The organism is Listeria costaricensis, assembly GCF_900183385.1.
Lineage (GTDB): Bacteria > Bacillota > Bacilli > Lactobacillales > Listeriaceae > Listeria > Listeria costaricensis.
The window spans coordinates 175,512-201,364 of record NZ_FXUT01000010.1; the positions used below are offsets into that span (position 1 = coordinate 175,512).

Genomic DNA, 25,853 nt, shown 5'->3' on the forward strand with positions numbered 1-25,853 from the left:
TGATTTTTTGACGCAAGCTGAAAAATGAAATTCCAACCAATAGTTTCTATGAAAATGCCATTTTAAAAATAAAATATTGACAGATATTTACGTAGAATACTTGTTTTGTTAATTCTATGGCTCCGCTAAAACATGGCAATGATATCGAATTGCCTAGTAAATAACAAAAGTCAGGATTGCATAAATAATATACGTAATAAAATTTATTCTACTAAGTAACAAGTTCAGAATGTCTGTCCATCGATTTTCGCCTAGTATTTTAACTAAACAGACGCTGTCTTGTCAGTCAGCACCACCCGATTCCATGTATCCGAATCATACTTTGGTATAATTATGCTTAAATTTCTCTAAAAAGATAGCTTCTTCCTTTTTTGAACCAGAAACAAAAAAATCATTTTTAAACTCTTCATAAGAAAGCTGTGGTAATACATAGAAACTTTCCGGCAAATTTACTTCTTTTTGAACACCTAAAAGCGCATAATCATATTCTTGATTGAAATATATCCCCCAGTTAATGGAGGTAGACGTAATTTGGCCCCCATTAAAAACTGTCAATAAAGAAATTTTTATATCACTAAAACTATTTTCAGCCCAATATACATCTGAAAACCATAAATCAAATTGTTCAGTCCTTAAAATTGCAGGGATTTCAATAATTGGGATATTCGCCTCTTTATTTTCTTCAAATTGGGTTGAAAAAGCTACCAGTTCAGATGAATTATTTTTTAAGCATAAATCAAAAAGGAAATCCCATCCTTTTTGTTCCTCAAAATGTGATATGTCATAAATAAAAAATTCGTCTATAGCTGATGAAAAAGTTTGTTCAGGTGGAACTGATAAAAAGTTAAACACTTGTGAATAACGAGATTTAAGCTCAGAACATGGTAGTTCATACGTCACTATTTGATTTCTCATAAAAATTCTCACCTCCGATGTTTATAAAACCTAAATTTTTTAGTTTTTTTTCCAGCTTTATTATAAAAATCAGCTGAGGGATTTCCTTGCCTAGATTTAGAGCGAGTAACAATTTTTCTCCCTTTGTTTGAAAATTGTTTTATACCAGGAGCAATTTTTTTCTGTTTCCATCCTCCCCTTCTCAGCCTTTGCTCAAATTGGCGACGAGTGGTATTGAGTTTATAATTTGGAATGCTCTTCTTCTTTGTAATATTTTTTGTTTTTACTCTTTTCTTCCCTTTAACAAGATTATAGCCAGCTCTAGCTATTGGTTTACGATATTTCCAAATCGTTCCATAGGCATTTCTAGATTGTCTAGTTTTCTTCCAAGCCCATTTTCCTGCCGTGCCAATGCCATAACCAATCGCGGGGGCAGCTGCAACTCCTGCTGAGTAAAGCCATGGAATTGCTGGTGCTACTATCGCAAAATGCCCATCTGGATCAAAGCCCATTGTTGGATTATTCCCAACATAAATATAGCCATTCATTGAAATTGGATCGTCTTCATCGCCTGGATCTGGGTCGTATGCGGTAAATACGCCTTGTTCTGGCATGTAAATTAATATTATTTACCAAAGAGGATTCTATATTATAAAATAATCTTTTGTTTTATCCTTCACTCATAGTGTTTATTCGTACGATTCTATTGTATGGCCAATTAGTTTCAAAATACGCTTTATTACTTCATCGTTTAGAAATCAGCCAAACTTCTTTACGTTTCCTAATGGTAACTGATGAATTTCATTTTTTTAAAGTAAACTATTCTGATAAAATTGAACGGATTCATAATTACATCAGAAACATTCAAAACTCTTAAGCTTTAAATTATATACTAAACAACAAAAGTAAGAATAATATAAGTCAAATATACGCATAAATTTATAATACTCAATACTAATTTCAAACTATCTATCCATATAGATTCACCTATTTTTTTTACTATAATCATGAAAAATCCACTTAAGAGTGCAATACATACAACAATAAGAAAAGTTATGAAAACATAACCATACATACCCATTGGATCTGATACAAATATTCCGATTCCAAAAATCGACATTCCTGAAATGCAAATCCCATTAATTATTTTGTTAACTAGTGTCTTTTCAGAAATGGTTGTTGACATAATAAGCAAGCAATTAATAAATACAATGATATTGATGATCAAATCCAGTAAAAAATACACTTTTATTTCTCCTCATATGATATTAAATAAATTCCTGATACCATAAATCAGCCAGCATACCAAAATAGTACACCGACTTCGTGATCGAGAAGTTAATTCCTTAATTATGAAAGTAATTAACCCTTTGAAAAAAATCTTCTGTTTCAGTTTTATTTGTCATTTGGTTCCACATTGTATAATCCCTTTCCTCTGAATAAATTCTCCTTTTAGTGTCAAATCCTTTAATAATATAGAAAGCTTGCTATCACATAATAGATATAAATTGATAGAGCGATGATGGTCAATATGATCGTAATAATATGCAAAAATAATGAATAACCTTTTTTACGCATATATACACCGATTAAAATCAAAATACCGAAGATAATGCTCTGTATTAAAAGTACTACGTATATGTATCCGTGCATCTCAATAGTTCCTCCGATATATATACCGGTTCCTACAATTAATATTCCTGCTAAACCGCAGAATGCAGAAATATTTTTCACTATATTTGTCGCCCTTTTCAAGGCCTTCTCATCTTGCGCTGGCATGAATGATATACCTAATGTTATAAAACATATCAAAATATCACATATAAACGTTATCAAAAAATACTTCCTCCTTTTTGATTAACATACTAAAGTAGATCTGAGGGTGACGCTATTTATATTCCTCAGATCTACTCTTTTTACCTATCTCCTTCTTTTAATCGCATTTGAACTTCGAAATAGTTTGGCTTTTGTCGAATTCCATTTGCATTTGTAAGTGACAGCTTTTCCCCTAACTAAAATGATTTTTCTCGTGGTCTTTTTTCGCATGATTATTAAATCTTTTAGAAGCTTACAGAGTAATAATTTACTAAGTAGGTTTCCGAAAAATCCTTTAATTCATCTTTACATGGCGCATCTTTTTGCTCAAAATAAGAAATAATAGCATCTTTATTAATTCTATATTGCTCAACTTCTTGATATGTTTTGTGATATATACTCATATCTGTCAGACCTATAATGGCTAAATGAGTGTCCGAATCAAATTTCAATAATACATCAAGATTGTCTGTAAAAAAAGCCGAATTTAAATCCAACAACGTGCAATAACTCTGGGTATTATCATCTTTAGACAGATTAATGTTAAAAATATTTTTCCAATGGACATTTTCCTTAGCAATAATCTTTCCTACTACACACCAACTAGTTAAAAGAAAACTATAGACTTCAGAATTAAAATATATGTTCTCTTCATTGACCAACAAGGATTTAAATATGATTAGACCATTTAAATCCTTGTTGATTGACTACTCTCACTGAAAGTTACTTTGTCATTGATCATTTTCAAAATAGTGGTTGTAATTTGTCGTTAGTTATTGTGATACTGGTGGGGTGCATTCCACATATGGAAGTACAATTATCAAAGAGCAACTAATCTCTATTTTTCTGAATGTAGCTTTGATAAAATACTTCTAAAAATTTTTTATTATTGATTTCCGTCCACGCAGACCAATTGTTAAAATGCTTAACAAAGTCAGGCCATGTCATTGCTTGAAGTTCTAAAAATGATTTTTCTTTTTTTAAAGTATCTGATACACCAATAATTACAAAATTGAATTCATTGACAAAATATGCACCCCAATTAAAGCTTTCTGGAAATAAACATGCTTCATTAAAAGTCAGAAAATAACCTTCATTTGTATTGCCATATTTCATCTCTAAAGAATCCAGTTGGCTAACTATTTGACTAGCTGAAAGCAATGTCGGTAATTTTACATAGCCATAGATATCCTTGCTTCCCTCACGTAACTGGCTTGTAAAATACAGAAAATTATTATCGTTAGCTTTGCATAAATTTAATATCCAATCCCAACCAAGAAAATCATAGAAAACATCCATATCATAGAGATAAAACTTCTCAAACTTCGCATGAAACACCTGCTGCGGTACCTTATTTTTTAAATCAAACACTTGTGCTAACAATGGAGAAAATGTAGCAACTTCCGTATAGTTTAGTTCTAAGTTTTTCATAATTAGTTACTTCCTTTTTTTAAATCTAAATTTTGCTTTTATACGTTTCGATCCACGTGTGTAATAGTCGGCTGTTGGATTGCCCTGATTTGATTTTGATCTTGTTGTTATCTTCCTACCATTTCTCGTAAAATTTTTAACCCCTCCTCCTACATTATACTGTTTCCATCCCCCACGTCTCAGTCTTTTTTCAAATTGGCGACGAGTGGTATTGAGTTTATAATTTGGAATACTCTTCTTCTTTGTAATATTTTTTGTTTTTACTCTTTTCTTCCCTTTAACAAGATTATAGCCAGCTCTAGCTATTGGTTTACGATATTTCCAAATCGTTCCATAGGCATTTCTAGATTGTCTAGTTTTCTTCCAAGCCCATTTTCCTGCCGTGCCAATGCCATAACCAATCGCGGGGGCAGCTGCAACTCCTGCTGAGTAAAGCCATGGAATTGCTGGTGCTACTATCGCAAAATGCCCATCTGGATCAAAGCCCATTGTTGGATTATTCCCAACATAAATATAGCCATTCATTGAAATTGGATCGTCTTCATCGCCTGGATCTGGGTCGTATGCGGTAAATACGCCTTGCTCCGGCACATAATAGCGCGCCATCAAGTAGTACTGCTGGATTTCTGCGTCATACATATAACCGGCATAACCATATGGATTCGATTTTGCTTCCGCCGTTTTCGTCTCACTTTTTAAGACATTTCCCCACGCGTCATATTGGTACTCCGCCACTATATCACCTGACGCATTCGTTAACGCAATTACATCGCCATGTCCATTATAATGATACGTCAACGTCTGACCGTTCATCTTCATTGCCAGTCGGGCGCCATTATCGGCGTAAATGTATTGACGCAGCACTTTTCCTGCATCATCAGTTTCATACAGCACGTCAATACTGTCACCGTCATAATGATAATGGATCGTCTCGCCATTGACCGTTTTGGAAAGTCGACGGTTGTCATCATCATATGTGTAGGTTGCAAATGGTTGCGCGGCACCGTTTTTCATGATGGCGGTAAGCCGATCTGCTGAATCCCATGTATACGTGTACTTGCCATCTTTTGTCCGGTTGCCGTTTGCGTCATACGTGATGGTTTGACCGTTCCACTTGACTAACTGGTTGCCTTCATTATAGCTTGCCGTATCTGTTTTTGTCTCGGATCCGCTAACTTTTACTTGCGTGCGATTGCCAAAACCATCATAGACGTATGTCTTGGTGATACCATTTGGCAGAGTCTCTTTGCTCAATTGGTTGATGGCGTCATATTCGTAGCTGGTTTTCCCTTGTTGCTTATTGTCGATGCTCGTGCGGTTGCTGTTCGCATCGTAAGTGTAGCTTTCTTCCAAAATTAAGTCGCCGTCTGGACGCCCAATGGACATACGGGTCACTTTTTGGGTGCTGTCATAGCTGTAGCCTGTAGCGGTTTTATTTCCCGCTGTGTAAAGACCAATATTGCCAAATTCATCGTATTGAAAATAGGCTGTTTTATCGCCATCCTTGACGGTCGTATTTTGATCGATATCATTGTAGCCATAGCTAATGGTTTGCTGGTGCGCCCCGTGGCTGACGATCACTTCGCCGACTTTGTCCGTCTTGCCTTTGCTTTCTTTGGTTGGCTTGTCTTTGTAGGTGTAGTTGATGGAGCCGCCTCGACCTGCGACTTTCGTGATTCGATCTGCTTCATCATACGTTTTATCGGTGACATGATTATTAATTAGGTCAGTCACTTTCGTTTGGTTGCCATTTGGATCGTATTGGAATTTGAAGGCATCATGGCCGTTCCATTTGACCCCGCTAACCCGGTCAGCTGAGTCGTAGGTGTTTTCTGTGATGCGACCATTTGGCATCTGGACTTTGGTTTCATTGCCGGATGCGTCGTATTCATAGCGAATCGTCCGACCAAGTGCATCGGTGAATGAGGTGATTTTATTATCCACGTCATATTGATACGTATTGGTTTGTGTGCGTCCATCTGCTGTCGTATCTTTGCTGGTCGCGTTGCCATTATCGTCATAGGCATAGTTGACTTTGGTACCATTTGCCATCGCTGTTTCCGTCAATTGATTGTCCAAATTGTAAGCCATTTGTTTAGTTTGGCCCTTTTCATCGGTTTCTGAAAGGACATTGCCATACGCATCAAACGTTTGGCTGGTTTTGCGACCGACTTCATCATACTGGGCGGTTACATAATTACCATCTTGATCGTAGTCCTGCTTGGTGAGCACTTCGCCTTCCATGATGCGCACATTGTCGAACCAAACTTTCCCTGTCATGCCATTTCGAAACATAGGAACGACGCGCAGCATCTGAATCGGCTTTTTCGGTGTGATAACAACAGCGCTACGGTTCCAGTCCTTCGTGCCTTGCGGGAATTTTGCCTGTGCGTATTCTTTCGTCCCGTCCGAATAATGGATATCCACCCAGAGAGAATAATCAACGGAAAATTTTTCTTCCGCATGGAGCTTCACATTTTCTGCTTTGGACATGGCGCTGACCGTCACAGATTGCGCCTCTTTTTGATTCAACGGGATATTTTGACCAAAGTACGTATTGGGATCATGAGTGGCTGTTCGTTGCTCAAAAACAGCACTGTCTCCCTCATAACTGTTCGAGTTGACAATTCGTGCATCCGCAGTTCCTGAATTTCCAGTACGTCCCCAATTCGTTGCAGTAGTGGTATTCTGCTGCTCGAAGCTGCTGTTTGAAACTGGATTGAATTGTGACGCTCGGCTGCCTTTTTCCAGCTGTACCTGATCGAACCACAATGTTGCTTTCCCTTTTCCTCCTGCTACCTGTTCGTTATCAAGGTAAAGACGTACTTTTCTGGTTTGTTTCGTTGTTTTAAAGGTGAATTGCCGTTTGGTCCAGTTGCTATTTGTTTGTTGGGAGGTCGCTCGATTATCTTTCCATACCGTTCCATCTGTGACATCTTTGCCATCAGCCTGCAGGAGACGAATCGTAAACATGCCATCCGCTTTTTTGACATTTTCTGCTTTGATATAGGCACTGACTGTATAGGTGGTTTCAGGCTCTACATCAACGTCTTGAATGGCCGCTGTGTAGGCTTTGCCGGTGGTTAAGGCTTCCCCTTCGATTTTAATGGAGCCTTTTCCGCCCAAAGCACCTGTTGTCGAAGTTGTCGCGTCATGGCTGATGCTGCCTTTACTGTTGCTGTTAAATTGTGACATTCTCCAACCTGTCAGCTGATCTTCAAAGCCGCCATTTTGCAGCAGATTCTCACTTGCAGCTAGCTCTTGACTGCCTCGAATGACATTTCCGTATGAATCATATTGCGCCACCGAGGATAGCGGTCCTTCTGTTTTCAACGTGGCAGATACCGCGTCGGCCCCATCATAGGCAACGGTGGTTGTTTTTCCTTCTACATCGGTTGCTTTCGTTAGATCATTATTTTCATTGTAGGTATAGCTTTCTGTTCCATAGGCATCGGTCGCTTCAATAATATTGCCTTCTGCGTCGTATTTGTAAGTTTCTTCCTGTCCCTTAGGTGTCACTTCTTTGGTCAAATTATTGGATTGATAGGTGTAGGAAGTCGTTAGCTTAAGCCCTGTGGCATCTTCTATTTTCTTAGACGGATTTCCCGCATCACTGTATTGATAAATCGTATCTTTTCCGCGTTCATTGGTTAAAGTAACCTGCTGCTTATCTGCATCATAGGCCAGCTTGGTCTTTTTGCCAACTGGATCAGTGATTTGTGTAAGCTTGCCCTCTGTGTAGCTGTAAGTTGTCTGGTAAGGTTTCTCTTCTGTATGCTTTGGATCATAAATGGCCGTCAGCTGGTCATCTGTATAGCCATAGCGATAAGGCTTGCCTGTTGGCGTCGTGGATTCTGTCAGGTGACCATTTTCATCATATTGGTATTGAACGGTTCTGTTTTCTGGACCTGTAATTTTTTTGATTCGGTCGTTTTCGTATTCAATGGCTAACACGCGGCCTGAAGCATCTGTGATCTTGGTTAACTGATTATTTTGATAGGTATAGCTGAGTTCGTTGCCGCTCGTATCTTTTTCGGAAAGAATACGCCCATCTGCTCGGTAACGGGTCTCGGATTTATCCTCTTCTATTTTCAAAAAGCCATCCGCTGTTTTGGTAATTTCTGCATAGATGCCGGGCGGGGCGACATATTTATCCTGTTCTTTTTTGAAACGATGCTGTTTGTGATCCGCTTCAATCCACAGAATGTCCCCATTTGTCTCTTCTTCAAGTCGATCTTCCAGAGTGCTTGTCCAGCCTTTTCCAAACAGTCCTGTCGTTTTGTCCAGACTGTTGAATGTCCGCTTGACGGTCAAACTTGGGCCACGGCCTCCTAAAGCAAAATCTTCCTCGTAAAAAAGAAAGTTGCCATTTGTCGCATTGACTTCTCCGCCGCGGACTGGCACACTCGTCCAGTAGTCCACCATGCCGAGTTGCTCGCTATTAGGGTCTGGAATCGTCGGTTTTACTGCTTCTGATTGTCCGCTTGCTGCGTGCTTCCCGACTTTTTGATAGGCAATGATGCGGAACCAGTAATTTTTGTTATTTTGATAGGTGGTGCCTGCGTTTTTATAAACGGTTGACGGATCAGCAGCCAGCTCAGCACCCGTTCCATCGTGATGCAGGGCGTATTTTCCTTCCGTGATTTCAGCGGATGTAGGCCAGATTCCTTTTCCCTGCGTGCTCCATTCCGTTTTGTCTCCCACATCGAATTCTTCATAGCTTTTTCCGTTAAAAACAAGCACTTTGTAGCCATCAGCAAGTGGACTTTTCGCCCAGTTCAAATGGACGTATCCTGTATTTTTTCCAGCTAGATTGCTATAAGCTTTTGCAGTCGGGGCTGTTGGTTTTTCAATCGGCATATAAGCCTGAAGCTGTTCGGAGCGTGGACTTTCTCCGCCATTATAATTGGCTTTGATATAGGCGACATATTTCGTCTGTCCTTTTAGACTGAAACGACTGCCTTCTTCATGGCTATTTTCATAAAGAGGTCTTGGATCAATCGCAAAATCGGTTCCTTTTCCATCTTCCCGGAATTCAAATTCACCTTGCGCTAATTGCTCAGCAGTCGGGTAAAGTTTTTTCCCTTTTGTGGAGTAGGAGGTAACGTTGCCGACATTGATTTCTTGGTCATAATGGCCGTTTGCGAGGACAAGTGTATAGCTGGTCGCACCTGGAACGGCTTTCCAACTGAATGCCAGATTGCCAGTTCCTGTACCTTCGCCATTTGAAGTTGTTTGAATGGTCGGCTTTTCTGGTCGCGGATAGCTGTAGGTCACTTCCAAATAGGGAATTTGGCTGTTATTTTCGCTGGCAATGATTTTCTTCCAGTGATCCTGCTGCGCTTTTGTGGCCAGTTTAAAGCCATAATTCTGCCGCGTCCCATTCGCCCAAGCTTGAACGGTATCTTTTACATTAAAGGTCGCCCAGCTACCGCGTCCCACATTGGTTTGGGCGATATTTTGCTCAGCCGGCCGTTTGTTCCATGTGACTTGCCAAGGGGACCAGCTGCTTTTCACCTCATCCACATACATGACATTTGAGGTATTCGTGTAAGCATGCCATTTATTGAATACTTTCAGCTCAGCTTTTTCAATAGTCGCTTTATTCAGCGTGGAAGTATCCAATTTCAGATAGGCAAAATTGTTCCCTGTCGACGCGTCATACTGCCCGACTTTCAGTGTATAAGCCTGCTGCCCTTCGTCCCACAGTTTGCTGCCGATATAATTATTATTTGGTTGGGGGCTGTTGACATTGGCATTGTAAATATCATCTAGGCGAATCGAAGGATCTATCGAAACTGGATAGACGCGTTCATCAGCTTGCAGCCACTCTTGATCAACTTTTAAGCGGATCTGATAAACGGTTTTAGTCAGCGGTTCCAGTTCAAAATAAACCTGATCGGACGTGTGTGCTTCGCCTGATTTTTCGTCAACGAAGGCGTCTGCCATCATTGGCTTTGGAAGTGTATAATGAGTCTCCCCTTGTGAATCTTTCAGCGTGATTGAGCCGTCTTCTTCAAGGGTTACTTTAAGTTTCGTTTCCAGTTCAAAAAGATAGGTGTCAAATGAATTTTTCTCCTGTAAAACTAAATCTTCTTTAATTGAGCGGTTAAACGTGCGCTGCCGCAAATCAATTTTGGGTAAAACCTCAGGATAAGTTAAAAGATTCTCTTCAAAACTAGCAGCGACATCCGTTGCCGCCACTTCTTCATCTCCATGCTTGGCCCCTTTAAAAGCCATCCGGACTTCTTTTTCTGATTCCTTGATTTCCTGATAGACACCATTTTCCATTTGAGACAGGAAATCTACAGGCATGTTGGTTTGCTTTGTATGAATGGTATCTGTTTCTGAATCTTCTTCAAGCGTCGGGTCTATGGGCACCCATTTTCCATCTTCCTCCATATGTACAGGGTCGGTAAAAATTTGCTTGGTAAATGTACCATCATGATTATCATACACAATTTCTTGCTCTTGACGTTCCTCTGTCATTTCTGTTGGTGCTTGTTGACTTTCTTTTTGACGTTTTTCAATCGTATCCCGTGTTGGCTGTGCTTCTTCTGCAGTTGGTTGATATGCCGGTATGAGTGATAGAATGAGCATACTGGCTATCAGTGTTAGAAATCCCTTTTTTTTTTCATATCTGTCTCCTTTTCGTTTGTCATGGGGCGTGAAATTCTTCCTATTTCCGTGTCTCGTGGCTTGAAGGCAGACTTTTTGTTTATTCTAGGTTGTTCATAATCCGTGTCTGTGTTTACAAATCGACTTTTTATCAAAAACATCAAATTTTCTAAAAAATCTTACTTTTAATGCGATAAAACAGTTATTTTGATTGATTATTTTCTAATAGAGACTCTCCTTTCCCGTAGATTTAATTTTAATATAACAGAATGAATACGATGATACAATAGGATAATTACAAAATTTTCCAAAAACTAATCCAAAATCCCATTGAAAAGCTATTTATAGATAGTTAAATTTATCCAAAGCACAAATCGAACAATATTCTGATCAGTATTCTCTTTCTTGGCTAATGAATAGAATCAAAAACACAAAAAAAGACCGCCGCTAGACGATCTTTCAGTGCTTAAAAATTCTCTTTTTCTTCTTTCTTCTCGCGACCCATTAGTCCGTCAACTGCTTCACGCGGGTCTTTATCGGCAAATAGTACTTCATAAATGGCTGTTGAAATCGGCATATCGATCTGAAGCTTTTCCGACCACTGCTGGACGGCTTTGGCTGTTCGAACACCTTCGACGACCATGCCCATGTTGTCGAGAACTTCATTCAATTTTTGGCCTTTGCCCAGCATGTTGCCAGCTCGCCAGTTCCGTGAATGCACACTCGTACAGGTGACAATCAAGTCACCGATACCTGTCAGTCCGTAAAACGTTTGTGGATCAGCACCCGCCGCTGCTCCCAGTCGGGTAATTTCTGCCATACCACGCGTCATAAGGGCTGCTTTGGCGTTGTCACCGTACCCGAGACCATCCGAAATGCCGGCGCCCAGTGCGATAATGTTTTTAAGGGCTCCGCCAATCTCTGCTCCGATGACATCTTCATTTGTATAAATACGCAGATAGTTGTTAATAAAAATGTCCTGTACTTTTTTAGCAAGTGTCATATCGGTACTGCTGGCACAAAGCGTCGTTGGATGGCGCAAGGCCACTTCTTCCGCATGACTCGGTCCAGATAATACGACAATCCCAGTTCGTTTTTCAGGAGCGATTTCTTCGGCAAGAACTTCACTCATCCGCAAATTGGTATCCGGCTCGATTCCTTTGCTGACATGGACGATAATTTGCGGGGCAGTAAGCACCTGATTCAATTGCTTAGCTACTTCCCGCATGGCATTGGTTGGAACTGCCACGACGACCACTTCTGTTTCCTGCAAAGCTTGCTCGAGTGATAAGGTCGCACTGATAGCTTCTGGCAAGAGGCGATCAGGCAAATAATGGGCATTGGTATGTTTTTCATTAATTTCATCAACTACGGCTTGTTTATTCCCCCAAATGATGGGAGAAAAACCATTGTCGGCTAATACCATGGCAAGGCCGGTTCCCCAGCTTCCTGCTCCAAGTACTGCAATTTTTTTCATCATCATGCTCTCCTTCACGCTTTTATTTACGGCGGCGCGGAATGACACGAATCGGCGTACCTTCAAACGGGAAGGCTTCGCGAATGCGGTTTTCTAAAAAGCGCTCGTATGAAAAGTGCATCAGTTCCGGCTCATTGACAAAAACAACAAACGCAGGCGGCTTGATGGCTACTTGTGTCGTATAGAAGATCTTCAAGCGTTTGCCTTTTTCCATCGGTGCTGGATTCATCGCCACAGCATCCGCAATCACATCATTCAGCATGCTGCTTTGTACGCGCAGTGCATGGTTTTCACTCACTTGATTGATGACTGGGAATAAGTTCGTCAAACGTTTTTTCGTAAGGGCTGAAACGAAGACAATTGGGGCATAGGACATGAACAGGAAGTGTTCACGAATATCTTCCATAAATTTATTCATGGTTTTTTCGTCTTTTTCAATCGCATCCCATTTATTGACCACGATAATAATGGCCCGTCCTGCTTCATGTGCGTAGCCGGCAATTTTTTTGTCTTGCTCGCGAATTCCTTCTTCGGCATTTAAAACCACCAAGACGACATCGGAACGTTCAATCGCTCGCATCGCCCGCAAAACACTGTATTTTTCTGTATTCTCATAAACTTTGCCGCGCTTACGCATGCCGGCTGTATCGATCATGACATAATCTTGATCTTCAAAAGTATAGCTTGTATCAATGGCATCACGCGTTGTCCCAGCTACATTTGAAACGATTACGCGTTCCTCACCTAGGAGTGCATTGATGATCGATGATTTCCCAACATTCGGTCGACCGATCAGGCTAAATTTGATGACATCTTCATCATATTCCGTTTCGTCCTCTGCTGGAAAATGCTTGATTACTTCATCGAGTAAATCCCCTAATCCCAAGCCGTGTGAGCCGGAGATTGGAAACGGTTCGCCAAAACCGAGTGCATAAAAATCATAAATCTGATCGCGCATTTCCGGATTGTCGACTTTATTGACGGCCAGTACGACCGGCTTATTCGAGCGGTAAAGGATTTTCGCTACTTGTTCATCGGCATCAGTCACACCTTCTCGACCGCTTGCAATCAAAATAATCACATCGGCTTCATCAATCGCAATTTCCGCTTGTGCACGAATCTGTGCTAAAAACGGTTCATCACCAAGATCAATTCCGCCAGTATCAATAATATTAAATTCTTTCCCCAGCCATTCTGCTGTATTGTAAATCCGGTCACGTGTCACGCCCGGCTCATCTTCGACAATCGATACTCGTTCGCCGACAATGCGATTAAAAATGGTCGACTTCCCGACATTTGGTCTTCCTACAATCGCAACAACAGGTTTTACCATTTCTTCACCTTCTTTGCTTATCGCTTTTTCAAACTTTCTTTAGTTTATCAATAAAAAAATTTATCAGCAACTGTCAGTTTCTTCTTTATCCACATAAAAAAACCGTAAACACATGGTTTACAGAAAGCTTGTTTCCAACTTTAACCTTACCATGAACCCCGTTTAAAAGCAACTGGCAGAAGAGGTGGAACAAGTCTAAAATTGTGCGCAAATCTTCATTACTTATCATGCATAACTAAGTTTCACCCTATCCTTCCTTATCTAAAAGAGAGGCCGCAGTATAAGGAAGTGTTAGCAAGATGTCTGTTTGACTGAAAATACGACAAAATAAATCGCTTTTAAAGAACAAGCTCTTGCAGTCTAGTAAATACAAAAATCGTACATTTTTTCCAGACCTAACGAGTAAAGTTCATTTTCAAATGTTTTTTTTAACTTTTCATGGTCCGCCATCGTTCTTATTTTATGTTCCCATTCGTCTCCCCCAACACTCGCCTGCACATCTGCTGGCCACGATGAAATGATATTTTTACAAAATAATATATTTTTCTCAAATAAATCGAGTTTATTAAAATAATAGGCCGTCAGTACCATTCCATACATCGCATCCATGAAAGGCTGCTTGGTCTTTCTTATAAACGCCAAATAAAATTCATTCAGATTATAAAAATCAATTTCTCGCTTAGTGCTTAGCGGTTCCTGTATGACGAATGCTTCAATAATTTCGTTTAATTGTGCCTCATGTCTTAGAGGGCTAATCGCTTCCCTTGCACCCTTTTTATTTAACAAAGAAGATGCACAACATAAAGATAATACTCCATCTGAAGGAACTAACAATGAGTGTGTATGAAAAATAGGACAGTACATTTCACCTCTCATAACTGGTTGAAGGTATATGCCTGTTAGTATAGGACCATTTCGCTTTATTAAATGTAACGGCTTGTATTTTTCATATCCAGAGAAATTTGATAACCAATCTTTCATAATTTTATTTTTTTCAGCAGCTGTCATTTTTTTCATTGTGACCTCCAAATATGATAAATCTTAATTTTTTTAAAATTCCCCACTAGCGATAGTGAATAATCTGGAAAATCATTTCAGGCGCAGTCAATAAGTTTGTAATCTACTTGTGATAGAAGTATAAAATAAAAAAACTGCAAACAAATACTTGTCTACAGGGAAATTTTATCTGGCGGAGAAGGAGGGATTTGAACCCTCGCGCCGCGCGAGCGACCTACACCCTTAGCAGGGGCGCCTCTTCAGCCACTTGAGTACTTCTCCAAATAAGCTCCACAGGCAGGACTCGAACCTGCGACCGATCGGTTAACAGCCGATTGCTCTACCAACTGAGCTACTGTGGAAAAATCAAAAGTCAGTCACTGTTTCCATTATATGGATTTTTTCATTATATTGCAAGTGAAAATTAAATGCTCAGCTGTCGACTGTTTGCGTGCGTGGCCCGAGATAGCGAATCTTGCCGCCACACCTTCCGCACTTATAGCGGCTTTCTTGAAATCGGCGCCGGCGGATGATTTCTGTTTGGCAGGAAGTACATTGATAGACTTGCACCTTAACTGCTGTATCAAGCGGCTGACAAAATCGTGGTGCCCCTACCTTCTTCATTAGGCGGCGAAAATCCTGGTCGCGATGCTGATAGCCCTTCTTTTCCAAATGAAGATGATAGTGGCAAAGTTCATGCTTAATAATGCCTACCAGGTAATCTTCCCCACGCGCTTCCAAATATTTGGGATTGATTTCGATGTCATGGCTTTTTAACAGGTAGCGTCCGCCAGTTGTGCGAAGACGAGGATTAAAGCGAGCTTGATGGCAAAATGGTTTCGCGAAAAAGTCGCTGGATATTTGTTCGACAAGTGCTTGCAAATCTGTTTCGTTCATGGTGGCTCCTTTCATTAGCGAGTTTCCTATGCTACAATAAAATTTGATAAAACTACATTTGAGGTGACGTCTTTTGGAACAGTATGACCCCCATGCGTATGTGCAGCAGCTTTTTGAGACGTATCGGAAAAAGCGAAAAAAGCATCTCATCATGCGTATAGCATTACTCATTCTTTTAATTGTCTGCATCATCCTTTTTTTGCTAGGTTTCATGAGCTTTGATCTGATGTTTGGCATCGAAATCGGCATCATTTTAGTCATTTGGATTTACCGCAAGTCCATTCAGGTTTGGTCGCAAAAATTTTACCAAGTTTTAGATGTAAAGTGCGAGCCGGAAGCCTATATTGAGCTCTTTCAAAAGCTTGTAACACTTCTACCGAAAAAGTCCGCCAAACAGTTCTTTAAAATCCAGATCGCCAAAGGATTCTTTTATTGTGGTGAACCAGAAAAAACCTGTCAGCAACTTTCGGAGATTGATTATCAGTCACTTGCGTTTTTTCCGAGAATGCATTATTTAGTACTGGAAATGCGATGCGGGCTTGCACTGGATGATCCTTCCATTCAAAAGCAGGCGGAGAAACGCTACAATTATTTAAAACAGGTCGAAGCGAAAAAAGTTCAGCGCTCTGGTGAAACAATGAATTTATTGATTTTAAAGAGCCACGGTGAAGAAGCACACTATCTTCATGCGTTAGATGCCCATTTAAAAGGAAAATTGGGCCAAGTACCGCGTGTACGGGCTGAATGCTATGCCGAAAAGGCTCGACTACTTTTCCAATCAGGTCAGTTGGAAGAAGCCAAGTATTGTTACTGGCAGGCACGTGAAATCGGACCGAAGCTTTTTTGCGTTCGGGAACTGTCCGCACAATTTCATCAGGAGAAAGAAGCCCCGCAAGTATGATGGGTTGAGCTGACTCCGAGTAGTTAGATTTTTTGGTCTAACTACTCGGAGTCCACTCAGTCATTTCATTTGCCGGGCTTTTTCTTATTTTTTCACCATGGTCAAGGCGATCCGATTTTTCTTCACATCGACGTCCTCTACCCAAACTGTCACAACATCGCCGACTGAAACGATATCGAGCGGATTCTTCACAAATTTATTGCTGAGTTTGGAGACATGGACGAGCCCATCTTGTTTCACGCCAATATCGACAAAGGCACCAAAATCGACCACATTGCGCACGGTTCCTTGAAGCTCCATGCCCTCAGACAGGTCTTCCATCGTAATCACATCTTTTTTCAAAAGCGGTGCTGGCAGCTCGTCTCGCAAATCGCGGCCCGGTGCAGCCAGGTCAGCAATGATGTCCGCCAGCGTTTCTGCACCAACTTCCAAAGGTCCCGCAAGCCGTGCCTGATCGAGTGCTTTTAGGGCTGCGGCAAGTTCTGCTGTGCCGATATCTTTTAAGGTAAAGCCGGCTGCTTCGATGACCTTTTCAGCCGCAGGATAGCTTTCCGGGTGAATGGCCGTCTTGTCGAGCGGATTCTTCCCTTCCAAAATCCGAATAAAGCCGATACTTTGTTCATAAGATTTGGCACCTAAGCGCGGCACTTTTTTAAGCGCTGTTCGTGCAAGAAACGGGCCATTTTCTTCGCGGTATTTAAAGATATTTTGAGCGGTCGTTTTGTTGAGTCCTGCGACATATTGCAAAAGAGCCGGGGATGCCGTGTTGACATTGACGCCCACCTGGTTCACGGCTGTTTCAACGACAAAGGTCAGTGCCTCGCTCAACTTTTTCTGGGAGACATCATGCTGATATTGACCGACACCGACGGATTTGGGATCGATTTTTACCAGCTCGGCTAGTGGATCCTGCAGACGGCGGCCGATCGATACGGCGCTTCTTTCTTCTACTTGCAGGTCAGGGAATTCCTCGCGGGCAATCTCACTGGCGGAATAAACGCTGGCACCTGCCTCATTCACGATACAGTAAGAAGCTGTGCTGCCGCTCTCCTGAAGTACTCACGATAAATTGTTCCGTTTCGCGGCTGGCTGTGCCGTTTCCAATCGCAACGACTGTAATGGCATATTTTTGGAGCAGCTCGGCCACCTTGGTCTTTGCTTCTGGGCGGCGGTGCTTCGATGTGTGCGGATAGATAACGCCGATTTCCAGCACTTTGCCGGTTGGATCCAGTACGGCTAATTTGCAACCAGTGCGGTAGGCCGGGTCGACTCCGAGCATTACATTACCTTTAAGGGGCGGCTGAAGGAGCAGTTTGCGCAGATTGGCTGCAAAAATTTGGATGGCGTGATCTTCTGCTTTTTCAGTCAGCTCAGCACGGATTTCCCGCTCGATCGCTGGGCCGATGAATCGTTTATAGGCATCCTCATAGGCAAATGTGATCCGCTCGACTGCTGGGCCGCTGCCTTTTATAAGCGCCTCCTGTAAGAAGGCCATAATTTTGGTCGGGTCTATTTGGAGGCTGACGCGCAAGATGCCTTCTTTTTCACCGCGGTTAAAAGCGAGCGTTCGATGGGGAGCCACTTTTGTGATTAGTTCGATATAGTCGTAATACATTTCATAGACTTTCTTTTCGTCTTTCGTTTCATCTTTGACAACCGATTTGATCATCCCGAATTTGCGGGTGAAATTACGAATCCAGACGCGGAACTTAGGCTCATCACTGATTTCTTCAGCAAGAATCTCATGGGCGCCGTCGAGAGCTACTGCAGCACTGTCGACTCCTTTTTCCTCTGAAAGGTATTTGCTTGCTTCTTCTTCCAGTGACCCGCTTGGAAAAGTTTTCAGCCATTCCGCCAGTGGAGCCAATCCTTTTTCCTTGGCGATGGTTGCTTTGGTCCGTTTTTTCTGCTTGTACGGGCGATAAAGGTCTTCCAAGGTTTGATGTTTATCTGCTTTCAGTATGGCTGCCTCAAGCTCTGGTGTCAGTTTTTCCTGTTCGGCAATCAGTCGCAGAATCTCTTCTTTACGTGTTTCAAGTTTTGTTGCATATTGGTAGCTGTCCTCGATTTGCTGAATGGCTACCTCATCTAGACTCCCCGTGCGTTCTTTCCGGTAACGGGCGATAAAAGGAACGGTATTCCCTTCTTCCATCAGCGCAATAACAGCATCGATTTGTTTTTTGGCATAGGGCAGTTCACGATATATGATCTGCATGATTTTTTCAGTTTGTTCTTTTTCCACTTTTGCTGGACCTCCTCGTCGCTTATCCTATCTAGTTTATCATATTTATTCCTTCAAGCGCACATCAAAAAAGAGGCCTTTTGAAAAGTCGTCGTCACATGTTTGCTTGACTCGCTCGACTTATGGGCCTCTTTTATTTATATATTTGGGAACTTTCCAAGCAAGAAAGTTACATCGTCACTTGGAATCGCCTGAATCGTCTGCTCGATTTGATGACCGGTTTTTACCACACAAAGCGGTGATTCCAGATAGCTTTTAACGTGGTCAAGTACGAGTCCATCCGAATGCATCAAAAACTTGGTGCCCGGCTTATAGTGAAAATTCTTAATAGAAAAGCGCTGCCTACGACCGGACAGATAGCCGGTGGTCGAAAGCGGATAGACTAGTTTGCCATCTTGACCGATCAGGAAAAAACGAATGTTGCCCATCCCGCTATAGGTGATTCTTGCCTTCTCCAAATCCGCTCGAATGATGGCAATTGCCGCGCCACGTAAGGAAGCAACCGCCTGATTGGCACTGTTCATCATGGTCAGCAGATCTTCTTCTGGGGCTGAACGAATGACTTCAATGGCCGCCAAAGCCGATTTGTGCGCCTCATGACCACTGCCCAGACCATCTGCTAGTACGCAGAGAAACTGGTGATCTTTTTCGAGATAATAATACATATCTCCACAATACTGCTGTAAGGATTTTGCTCTTTGAAAAGTGAATAGTTCAACGTTAGCTGCAAGATCTCGTAAATCCGGCATTATTCGTCCACATCCTCATTTTGCAGCGCTTCCCGAAGTTTACGAATCGCCTGCCGCTGAATCCGCGAAACATGCATCTGGGAAATTCCCAGCATTTCGCCGGTTTCTTTTTGACTGCGATTTTCAATAAAGGTAAACTGCAGGATTTTCTGTTCACGTTCATCCAGTACGGGCAAAACTTTTTCAAGGAGCATCCTTTGATTAATCTGTTCGTAGCCGTCATCTTCATTGCCGACTACATCTAAAAGTGTAATCGTGCTTCCGTCAGAGTCCGCTTCGATCGAATGGTCAACGGAAAGCGCCTGATAGCTCTTGCCCATTTCCATTGCTTCCAAAATTTCCTCTTCTGTAGCACCGATAAAGTTGGCAATATCACTAATTTGCGGCGAGGTTTGCAGTTCACGTGTTAACTCTTCCACCGCATTTTTGATTTTAGGGCCAAGTTCTTTGATCCTTCTGGGCACGTGTACGCTCCACGTTTTATCTCGCAAGAAGCGTTTGATTTCCCCAACGATCGTCGGAACTGCGAATGCTTCAAAACTTTTGCCGAAAGTCGCATCATAGCGGCGGATCGCACCTAATAGGCCGATATTGCCGACTTGAACCAGGTCTTCATGAAAACTTTTCCCTTGCGAGTACTTTCGGGCAATGGATTCGACCAAATTTTTATAGTGCATGACAAGTTCGTGCTGGGCCGCATCATCGCCAGTTTGCTGGTAAGCTTCGATCCATTCGTATACTTGTTCTTTTCCTGTTTTGTCAGGTTGAGACACTTTCTGCATTCTCCTCCACCTGCTTTTCATTGATATATTTGGTCATGACGACAGAAACTCCCTTGTCATAATAAAGTTTGACGTCATCCATCAATGTTTCAATTAAAAATAATCCTAGTCCGCCAATGCGAAGTTCCTCGTCTCCATCGTAAGGGCCGATCTCGCTTCGTCTTGCTTCCAGATCAAAGCTGTCCCCCTGATCCGTGACCACTACCTCAAGCCGGTCCTCGTAAATGTTAAAAGAAACCTTCACTTCACCATCTTCACGATCTTTAAATGCATGCTTGACAGAATTCGTAATCGCCTCGCTTACGGCAATCTTTAAATCTTCAATCGCTTCGTAGGAAAAACCGGCACTGCTGGCGATACCGGAAAGTGTTAATCGGCCAAGCCCAACGTATTCAGCTCTTGCAGGTATTTTCAGTTCAATTTTGTCGTACATTGTTGCCATCTGTTTCACCCTCTACATTTTTGATTTCGATGATATCGGTTAAACCAGTAATTTCAAATAGGCGATAAAGCCGATCTGACAGGTTTACCAAGATTAACTCGCTTTCTTTTGCGCGCAAATTTTTATAAAGTCCAACAAATACACCAAGACCAGTAGAATCCATATAGCCGACATCAGCCAGATCCACTCGGAGTTCATAGTGTTCACGATCCTGATACTTTTCAAGCGCTTCTTTTAATTTCGGTGCAGTGTAGGCATCGATCTCACCGGACACGAATGCTTCAGCAAAGCTGCTTTCTTCCTTCTTCATTACAATTCGAATATTCATGTGTTTTTCACCCCATCAATTTTGGTATACCAGAGCTATTTACCCTAATATAAAAACCTCAAACTTATTTAGGCCGTTCTTTTGATACAAATCAGCGTAAAATCATCACGCAGGATAAAATTTTGCATTTTGAGCAGCTGATTATAGATCTCCTCGACCATTTCTTGTGTCTCAAGCGATAAGTATCTGGCAAAAAGTGCCGTTAGCTCATCCCGTTCGATAAAACCGCCTTCTGTGCGAGATTCAGTCACCCCATCACTCATGATAAAAATAATGTCCTCTTTTTGGACATGCTTCTCAAAACGGCGATAGGGCGCATTTTTATCAACACCAAGCGGCAGTCCTCGTGCATATAAGTCAGAAAATATGCCTTCTGCCGCTTGATAGTAAAGGCCCACTTCATGCCCAGCCGACCCATACTCAAAAATATGGGTGTCTTCATGATAGAGCCCATAAAACATCGTGATAAACATATTATCATTGATATTTTCTTCCGCAATCTCATTTAACGTTTTCAGTACGTTCGACGGTTCGCGTTCTTCACCGATCAGACCGGCCAGCGCATATTTGATCATGGAGATGCTGAATGCTGCCGGAATACCTTTACCAATCACATCGGCAAGCGCTACACCAATCGCCGAATCTTCTTCCGTAAAGCTGTAGTAATCACCGCTCATCTGTCTGGCCGCAACACTTACCACGCCGAATGACAAATGCTCCCTTTTTGGCAAATCGGATTTCATCAATGTTTTCTGCATTGTTTCCGCCTGGGCAATTTCACTTTTCAAAGCCTTTTGTTCGGTGCGAAGACTCAGGTGTTCCAGATAGGCAAGGCCATATCCCACCATCGTCTCAAGCAGCACATCAAATGACTGACGTACATAATCGGCCATCTCAGGATCATACTCTTCCAAAATCGCCCGGTGCATATTCACGATTTCTTCTGGCGGAATCATGTCTTCCAGCGCTTCTTTGGTCAATTTATCACAGCTGTAAAGAATTTCCTCGTCCTGATGTTTCAGATAGTCTAATAAAATTTGGCGATATTTTGATTCAAAGCCGTTTTCCATTCTGTCTAGCTCCCCCTACCGAACCCACTTGGTTGCACGGATAATCGTGCCTTTTTCATCTCCACCTGTTTTTGATTCGATATCAAAATCGTCCATCAGCCGCTTCACTCCTGGAAGACCTGCTCCAAGCCCGCCTGAGGTCGTATAACCATCCTGCATCACTTTGCGAATGTCCATAATCCCTGGTCCATGATCTTTGGCAATGATTTCCAGACCATTTTTTGTTCCTTCTGCTACTTTGCGAATGCAAATTTCTCCATTTCCCGCATAGAGAAAGATATTCCGTGCAAGTTCGCTAATGGCTGTCGTGATTCGCGCTTGGTCGACGGTTCCAAAACCGATCTCTTTTGATATTTTTCTTCCAAGCTGGCGTGCGGCCACGATGTCCCATTCATTAATGATTTTTACACAGGATTGGAATGTCATAATTATTCCCCCAATTCCTGTTTCAATTTGTCCAGACCACTTTCAAGGTCCATGGCAGAAAGAACACCCTCAAAGGTAATCCCCAGCTCAATTAGTGTGATCGCCACCGCCGGCTGAATGCCTGTCACAACGACTTTGGCGCCCATCAGCTTCGACATGTTGACGACATCTCCCAGAATTTTGGCAATGAAGGAATCGATAAAATCAATCGATGTGATATCTATGACCACTCCTCGTGCCGATGTTTCATGGATTTTCGCGAGTAGATCTTCCTGAAATTCAACCGCAGTATGGTCGTCCAGCTCGCTTTGAATGGAAATCAGTAAGCACTCACCTAGTTTTAAAATTGGAATTCCCACTACACTCACCCCTCTTTTTCTATTATCTTTCTGTTTGTCAAAAGAAGTGCCCGTTCTACTCCTTTTTTTAATGTATTCGTTGTAATGATCTGATCAAGTTCAATCCCCAGAGCAACAATCGTTTGGGCAATTTCTGGTCGAATGCCCACAAGCATGGCCTGACAGCCTACCAGTCTCACGGCTTCTGAAGCTTGAATGATATGATGCGCCACCATGGTATCAACGACCGGCACGCCTGTAATATCAATCAGCACAACTTCCGAGCGATTTTTTACGACACCGATCAAAAGATTTTCCATGATCAGCTTGGCGCGTTCCGTATCAATGGTACCGATCAACGGCATAACGGAAATTTTGTCAAAAATTGGAAGCAGCGGGGCAGAAAGCTCCTGCAAAGCCATTTTTTGAATGGATACCGTTTTTTCCCATGTATTAGCATAAGCTGTTACTACTTGATTATACATGGAAGACAGCCAGCTTTCAAAGCGATAATAGGCATCGTCTTCTAAATTTTCTGCTCGTTTGACAAACAACTCTTCATTTCGCATGGCTTTATAGACCAAGAGACCAAAAACACGTAATCCTGTGGTTACAAAATGTATGGACCAGCCTAAATGGACAATCTTTTCCGCATAGTCATCCAGCTTTTCATTAAAAGCGCTGCCTGCTTCTGTGACACTTACAACGATCAAGTCAATAAACTCCTTGCTCGTTTCTTCATACATGACCTCAGAAGTAATCTGCATTATTTGCGGATCCGTCTGTTTTTTCATTTCTGCCATCCACTCTTCAAGGAGACTCTCCTTATTCAGACGAATGAAGTTTGCAAAATCTTTATACATTCAACTTTTCCAACCTTTCTGTTTTGACGATCAAATACGTTATCCGACTTTTAAAAAAACCTGCCATAAAAAACGTGCCAAATAACCAAGCAATCGTTTCTTATGTCAGGCTTCTCAGACATGCGATTATGTGTACTAGACTTACTTATGTAAATATTCTCACCTGAAACCCGTTTTAAAGAATAACGATCAAACTCATCTGTCCTGCGAATCTTTTGCCCGTTGTCATCAAACTGGACTTTCCTGCTCGGTTCAATTACGGCTAACTGGATCTGGTCAAAATTCCACTACACCAAGACTGATTTCAAGCGCTCGATCTACCTTTTCCATTAGCTCATCGTCCAAATGAGTGATTTTGTCCGTCAGGCGCTGTTTATCAATCGTACGAATCTGTTCAAGTAAAATAACAGAATCGCGGTCAAAGCCGTCTTTTTTCATGGCTTCAACGTGTGTGGGCAGCTTGGCCTTTTGAATTTTCGCCGTGATGGCAGCTACAATCACTGTTGGACTGAACCTATTGCCAATGTCATTCTGAATGATGAGAACTGGTCTAATTCCCCCCTGCTCGCTTCCGACCACGGGGGAAAGATCCGCGTAGTAGACATCCCCACGCTTCACCACTGACCTAACCTCCTAAAATATCAATATTCCGATTTTCAGCTTCTGCTTCAACATGTGTGCATTCACAGGCGATGGCAAAATTAATGGTTGCCATTTCCGTATAGCCGCGCTTCATTTCGTCGCGCATTTCACGTGCTTTCTTCTGCTTCAAGAATAATTGTGTCGCTTCTCTGATCACTTCACTTCGCCCCACTTTTTCCTTTTCGACGACAAGGTCGAGCTCTTGAATCAATTCTTCCGTCAAAATTACTGAGATCTCGTGTTTCGAATCTCTTTCTAACACGTCTTACACCCCCAAAGCTGCATCCATGTTTCTAATAACTCTATCGTACCATTACAGCTTCTTTTAGAAAAGCATTTTTGTTAATTCTCTTACTAAAAAAGTGATAATTTAGCTTATAGTCCTAAAGCGGCAGAAGACCCTTTGACCTACTCTAAGTCAAATGGCATTACTCTTTTATTATAAACATCTTCCCACTTAAAAGCACGTCTAATGCCTTTTTAAAAGTGGTTATTTTCTTTATAAATACGAGGGACCCGGTCACTTAGCAGGCAGGTCACTTCGTAATTAATCGTATCCAAATGGCGCGCAATCTCATCTGCCAGTATCGCTTGTTCCGCCGATTGGCCAATGAGGGTCACAACGGTTCCCACCGGATACTCCCTTGGCAGCCGAACGATTAGCTGATCCATGCAGACACGCCCGACAATGGGCACTTTCTGGCCGTCTACCAAAAAAGAAAAACCGCTGTAGTGCCGAATGATCCCATCTGCATAGCCGATTGGCAGCGTGGCGACCCATTCGTTTGCTTTTGCTTCATAGGTGGCGCCGTAGCTGACATGGTCGCCAGGATGCAGCTCCTTGACTTGCACCATGCGGGTTTTAAGACTGAGCGCTGGTTTTAGCTCAAATGGTAAGATATCTTTAATTTCATCTGATGGTGACATGCCGTACATGGAAACGCCAAATCGGACGACATTGAAATCTGCTTGATCATGCAACAGGCTGGTGGCTGAATTGGCGACATGGATGTAGGCTGGCTTTTTCGGCAGACAGGCTACGCCCTCCCTGAAACGTTGCAATTGCGTGTCATAATAAGCCGTGTCTTTCTGATCTGCGGTGGCAAAATGGGTGAACACGCCTTCTAACTCAAAACGTGGATCTGCTGCGATTTTTTCTGCTGCTTGTTTGATTTCTTCCTGACTGCGTACACCGAGCCGCCCCATTCCCGTATCGATTTTCAGATGCAGTCGAAGCGGAACATCCGTCTCTGTCACTTGCTCTAGCCACGACGGGTCGAACAAGGTCACTGAAATCCGCTTTTCGGCAGCAAGACTTGCATCCTTTGCGCGGACAGCACCCAGCACTAGGATCGGCTCCTCAGAAAAACCGGCTGCGCGAAGGGCGAGTGCTTCATCAAGGATGGCCACACAGAACCCCTTGGCACCAGCTTCTTTTGCCGCTTTTGCCACTTCCAGCATCCCATGTCCATAGGCGTTGGCTTTGACTACCGCCCAAATGTCGGTTGTTTTTGGTAAGATTTTTTGTTCATTTTTAATATTTGTACGAATACATGCTAAATCTACTTCGATCCATGTATCACGATGCCACCCTGTTACCATCTTTTCT

The 25,853-nt window shown here is 42.2% G+C and carries 21 protein-coding genes, 2 tRNA genes and 1 pseudogene; 1 reads left to right on the top strand and 23 read right to left on the bottom strand.

The features are described 5' to 3' along the window. Nucleotides 1–315: 315 nt before the first annotated feature. The 11 genes from CS921_RS09855 to CS921_RS09915 all read right to left on the bottom strand — a co-directional run bounded on the left by CS921_RS09855 (nucleotide 316) and on the right by CS921_RS09915 (nucleotide 15,461). Nucleotides 316–915, bottom strand: coding sequence for a hypothetical protein (locus CS921_RS09855; protein ID WP_099223390.1), 600 nt, complete (start codon nucleotides 913–915; stop codon nucleotides 316–318). Between the two features lie 8 nt (nucleotides 916–923). Continuing rightward, the gene (locus tag CS921_RS09860; RefSeq protein WP_099223393.1) at nucleotides 924–1,508 is read right to left on the bottom strand and encodes a hypothetical protein; all 585 of its coding nucleotides are present in this window, start codon (nucleotides 1,506–1,508) and stop codon (nucleotides 924–926) included. Between the two features lie 1,446 nt (nucleotides 1,509–2,954). Beyond that, on the bottom strand, nucleotides 2,955–3,209 hold the full coding sequence (locus CS921_RS15560; protein WP_162921739.1) for a hypothetical protein: 255 nt from the start codon (nucleotides 3,207–3,209) through the stop codon (nucleotides 2,955–2,957). Between the two features lie 331 nt (nucleotides 3,210–3,540). Beyond that, a complete protein-coding gene (locus CS921_RS09880; RefSeq protein ID WP_099223401.1) occupies nucleotides 3,541–4,140 on the bottom strand; it encodes a hypothetical protein in 600 nt (199 codons plus the stop codon). A 6-nt stretch (nucleotides 4,141–4,146) separates the two neighbouring features. Continuing rightward, the gene (locus CS921_RS09885; protein WP_099223403.1) at nucleotides 4,147–10,740 is read right to left on the bottom strand and encodes a DNRLRE domain-containing protein; all 6,594 of its coding nucleotides are present in this window, start codon (nucleotides 10,738–10,740) and stop codon (nucleotides 4,147–4,149) included. A 484-nt stretch (nucleotides 10,741–11,224) separates the two neighbouring features. Then, nucleotides 11,225–12,241 carry an NAD(P)H-dependent glycerol-3-phosphate dehydrogenase gene (locus CS921_RS09890; protein ID WP_099223405.1) on the bottom strand — a complete coding sequence of 339 codons (1,017 nt, stop codon included), beginning with the start codon at nucleotides 12,239–12,241 and terminating at the stop codon, nucleotides 11,225–11,227. Between the two features lie 16 nt (nucleotides 12,242–12,257). Then, entirely contained in the window at nucleotides 12,258–13,568 is a 1,311-nt protein-coding gene (der, locus tag CS921_RS09895) for a ribosome biogenesis GTPase Der (protein WP_099223407.1), read from the bottom strand. 360 nt (nucleotides 13,569–13,928) lie between these two features. Beyond that, complete coding sequence (locus CS921_RS09900; protein WP_099223409.1) at nucleotides 13,929–14,585, bottom strand: hypothetical protein; 657 nt, start codon at nucleotides 14,583–14,585, stop codon at nucleotides 13,929–13,931. Nucleotides 14,586–14,755: 170 nt separating this feature from the next. Then, a tRNA-Ser gene (locus CS921_RS09905) sits at nucleotides 14,756–14,846 on the bottom strand. 7 nt (nucleotides 14,847–14,853) lie between these two features. Then, nucleotides 14,854–14,926, bottom strand: a tRNA-Asn gene (locus CS921_RS09910). Nucleotides 14,927–14,996: 70 nt separating this feature from the next. Beyond that, the gene (locus CS921_RS09915; RefSeq protein WP_099223671.1) at nucleotides 14,997–15,461 is read right to left on the bottom strand and encodes a SprT family protein; all 465 of its coding nucleotides are present in this window, start codon (nucleotides 15,459–15,461) and stop codon (nucleotides 14,997–14,999) included. A gap of 73 nt (nucleotides 15,462–15,534) precedes the next feature. On the opposite strand from CS921_RS09915, the gene CS921_RS09920 reads away from it, so the two are divergent. Further along, nucleotides 15,535–16,362: a hypothetical protein gene (locus tag CS921_RS09920; protein WP_099223411.1), complete on the top strand. Its 828-nt coding sequence runs from the start codon at nucleotides 15,535–15,537 to the stop codon at nucleotides 16,360–16,362. A gap of 84 nt (nucleotides 16,363–16,446) precedes the next feature. Here CS921_RS09920 and CS921_RS09925 read toward each other — a convergent pair. The 12 genes and pseudogenes from CS921_RS09925 to alr all read right to left on the bottom strand — a co-directional run bounded on the left by CS921_RS09925 (nucleotide 16,447) and on the right by alr (nucleotide 25,846). After that, nucleotides 16,447–18,577 (bottom strand): annotated as a pseudogene (locus CS921_RS09925) (Tex family protein). A gap of 164 nt (nucleotides 18,578–18,741) precedes the next feature. After that, nucleotides 18,742–19,353, bottom strand: a complete 612-nt coding sequence (locus CS921_RS09930; protein ID WP_099223413.1) for a PP2C family serine/threonine-protein phosphatase — start codon at nucleotides 19,351–19,353, stop codon at nucleotides 18,742–18,744. Then, nucleotides 19,353–20,135 carry an RNA polymerase sigma factor SigB gene (gene sigB / locus CS921_RS09935; RefSeq protein WP_099223415.1) on the bottom strand — a complete coding sequence of 261 codons (783 nt, stop codon included), beginning with the start codon at nucleotides 20,133–20,135 and terminating at the stop codon, nucleotides 19,353–19,355. The genes CS921_RS09930 and sigB overlap by 1 nt, the downstream gene beginning before the upstream one ends. Then, nucleotides 20,113–20,577, bottom strand: a complete 465-nt coding sequence (gene rsbW, locus CS921_RS09940; protein ID WP_099223417.1) for an anti-sigma B factor RsbW — start codon at nucleotides 20,575–20,577, stop codon at nucleotides 20,113–20,115. Before rsbW ends, sigB begins: the two co-directional genes overlap by 23 nt. After that, a complete protein-coding gene (locus CS921_RS09945; protein WP_099223419.1) occupies nucleotides 20,552–20,905 on the bottom strand; it encodes an STAS domain-containing protein in 354 nt (117 codons plus the stop codon). Before CS921_RS09945 ends, rsbW begins: the two co-directional genes overlap by 26 nt. 68 nt (nucleotides 20,906–20,973) lie before the next feature. Continuing rightward, nucleotides 20,974–21,975 carry a PP2C family protein-serine/threonine phosphatase gene (locus tag CS921_RS09950; protein ID WP_099223421.1) on the bottom strand — a complete coding sequence of 334 codons (1,002 nt, stop codon included), beginning with the start codon at nucleotides 21,973–21,975 and terminating at the stop codon, nucleotides 20,974–20,976. A 15-nt stretch (nucleotides 21,976–21,990) separates the two neighbouring features. Continuing rightward, nucleotides 21,991–22,401, bottom strand: a complete 411-nt coding sequence (locus tag CS921_RS09955) for an anti-sigma regulatory factor (protein ID WP_099223423.1) — start codon at nucleotides 22,399–22,401, stop codon at nucleotides 21,991–21,993. Between the two features lie 2 nt (nucleotides 22,402–22,403). Next, nucleotides 22,404–22,760, bottom strand: coding sequence for an STAS domain-containing protein (locus CS921_RS09960; protein ID WP_099223425.1), 357 nt, complete (start codon nucleotides 22,758–22,760; stop codon nucleotides 22,404–22,406). Between the two features lie 5 nt (nucleotides 22,761–22,765). Continuing rightward, nucleotides 22,766–23,602 (bottom strand): RsbT co-antagonist protein RsbRA, encoded by an 837-nt coding sequence (locus CS921_RS09965; RefSeq protein ID WP_099223427.1) that lies wholly within the window; start codon nucleotides 23,600–23,602, stop codon nucleotides 22,766–22,768. A 276-nt stretch (nucleotides 23,603–23,878) separates the two neighbouring features. Further along, the gene (locus tag CS921_RS09970) at nucleotides 23,879–24,223 is read right to left on the bottom strand and encodes a type II toxin-antitoxin system PemK/MazF family toxin (RefSeq protein WP_099223429.1); all 345 of its coding nucleotides are present in this window, start codon (nucleotides 24,221–24,223) and stop codon (nucleotides 23,879–23,881) included. A gap of 4 nt (nucleotides 24,224–24,227) precedes the next feature. Continuing rightward, nucleotides 24,228–24,506, bottom strand: a complete 279-nt coding sequence (locus CS921_RS09975) for a CopG family ribbon-helix-helix protein (RefSeq protein WP_099223431.1) — start codon at nucleotides 24,504–24,506, stop codon at nucleotides 24,228–24,230. A gap of 218 nt (nucleotides 24,507–24,724) precedes the next feature. Continuing rightward, nucleotides 24,725–25,846 carry an alanine racemase gene (gene alr / locus CS921_RS09980; protein ID WP_099223433.1) on the bottom strand — a complete coding sequence of 374 codons (1,122 nt, stop codon included), beginning with the start codon at nucleotides 25,844–25,846 and terminating at the stop codon, nucleotides 24,725–24,727. Nucleotides 25,847–25,853: the final 7 nt, after the last annotated feature.

Excerpts from the sequence above, each read along its gene's own strand:
- CS921_RS09855 (WP_099223390.1), bottom strand. The coding sequence starts at position 915 with ATGAGAAATCAAATAGTGACGTATGAACTACCATGTTCTGAGCTTAAA.
- CS921_RS09860 (WP_099223393.1), bottom strand. The coding sequence starts at position 1,508 with ATGCCAGAACAAGGCGTATTTACCGCATACGACCCAGATCCAGGCGAT.
- CS921_RS09880 (WP_099223401.1), bottom strand. The coding sequence starts at position 4,140 with ATGAAAAACTTAGAACTAAACTATACGGAAGTTGCTACATTTTCTCCA.
- CS921_RS09885 (WP_099223403.1), bottom strand. The coding sequence starts at position 10,740 with ATGCTCATTCTATCACTCATACCGGCATATCAACCAACTGCAGAAGAA.
- CS921_RS09890 (WP_099223405.1), bottom strand. The coding sequence starts at position 12,241 with ATGATGATGAAAAAAATTGCAGTACTTGGAGCAGGAAGCTGGGGAACC.
- der (WP_099223407.1), bottom strand. The coding sequence starts at position 13,568 with ATGGTAAAACCTGTTGTTGCGATTGTAGGAAGACCAAATGTCGGGAAG.
- CS921_RS09900 (WP_099223409.1), bottom strand. The coding sequence starts at position 14,585 with ATGAAAAAAATGACAGCTGCTGAAAAAAATAAAATTATGAAAGATTGG.
- CS921_RS09915 (WP_099223671.1), bottom strand. The coding sequence starts at position 15,461 with ATGAACGAAACAGATTTGCAAGCACTTGTCGAACAAATATCCAGCGAC.
- CS921_RS09930 (WP_099223413.1), bottom strand. The coding sequence starts at position 19,353 with ATGCCGGATTTACGAGATCTTGCAGCTAACGTTGAACTATTCACTTTT.
- sigB (WP_099223415.1), bottom strand. The coding sequence starts at position 20,135 with ATGCAGAAAGTGTCTCAACCTGACAAAACAGGAAAAGAACAAGTATAC.
- rsbW (WP_099223417.1), bottom strand. The coding sequence starts at position 20,577 with ATGGCAACAATGTACGACAAAATTGAACTGAAAATACCTGCAAGAGCT.
- CS921_RS09945 (WP_099223419.1), bottom strand. The coding sequence starts at position 20,905 with ATGAATATTCGAATTGTAATGAAGAAGGAAGAAAGCAGCTTTGCTGAA.
- CS921_RS09950 (WP_099223421.1), bottom strand. The coding sequence starts at position 21,975 with ATGGAAAACGGCTTTGAATCAAAATATCGCCAAATTTTATTAGACTAT.
- CS921_RS09955 (WP_099223423.1), bottom strand. The coding sequence starts at position 22,401 with ATGACATTCCAATCCTGTGTAAAAATCATTAATGAATGGGACATCGTG.
- CS921_RS09965 (WP_099223427.1), bottom strand. The coding sequence starts at position 23,602 with ATGTATAAAGATTTTGCAAACTTCATTCGTCTGAATAAGGAGAGTCTC.
- alr (WP_099223433.1), bottom strand. The coding sequence starts at position 25,846 with ATGGTAACAGGGTGGCATCGTGATACATGGATCGAAGTAGATTTAGCA.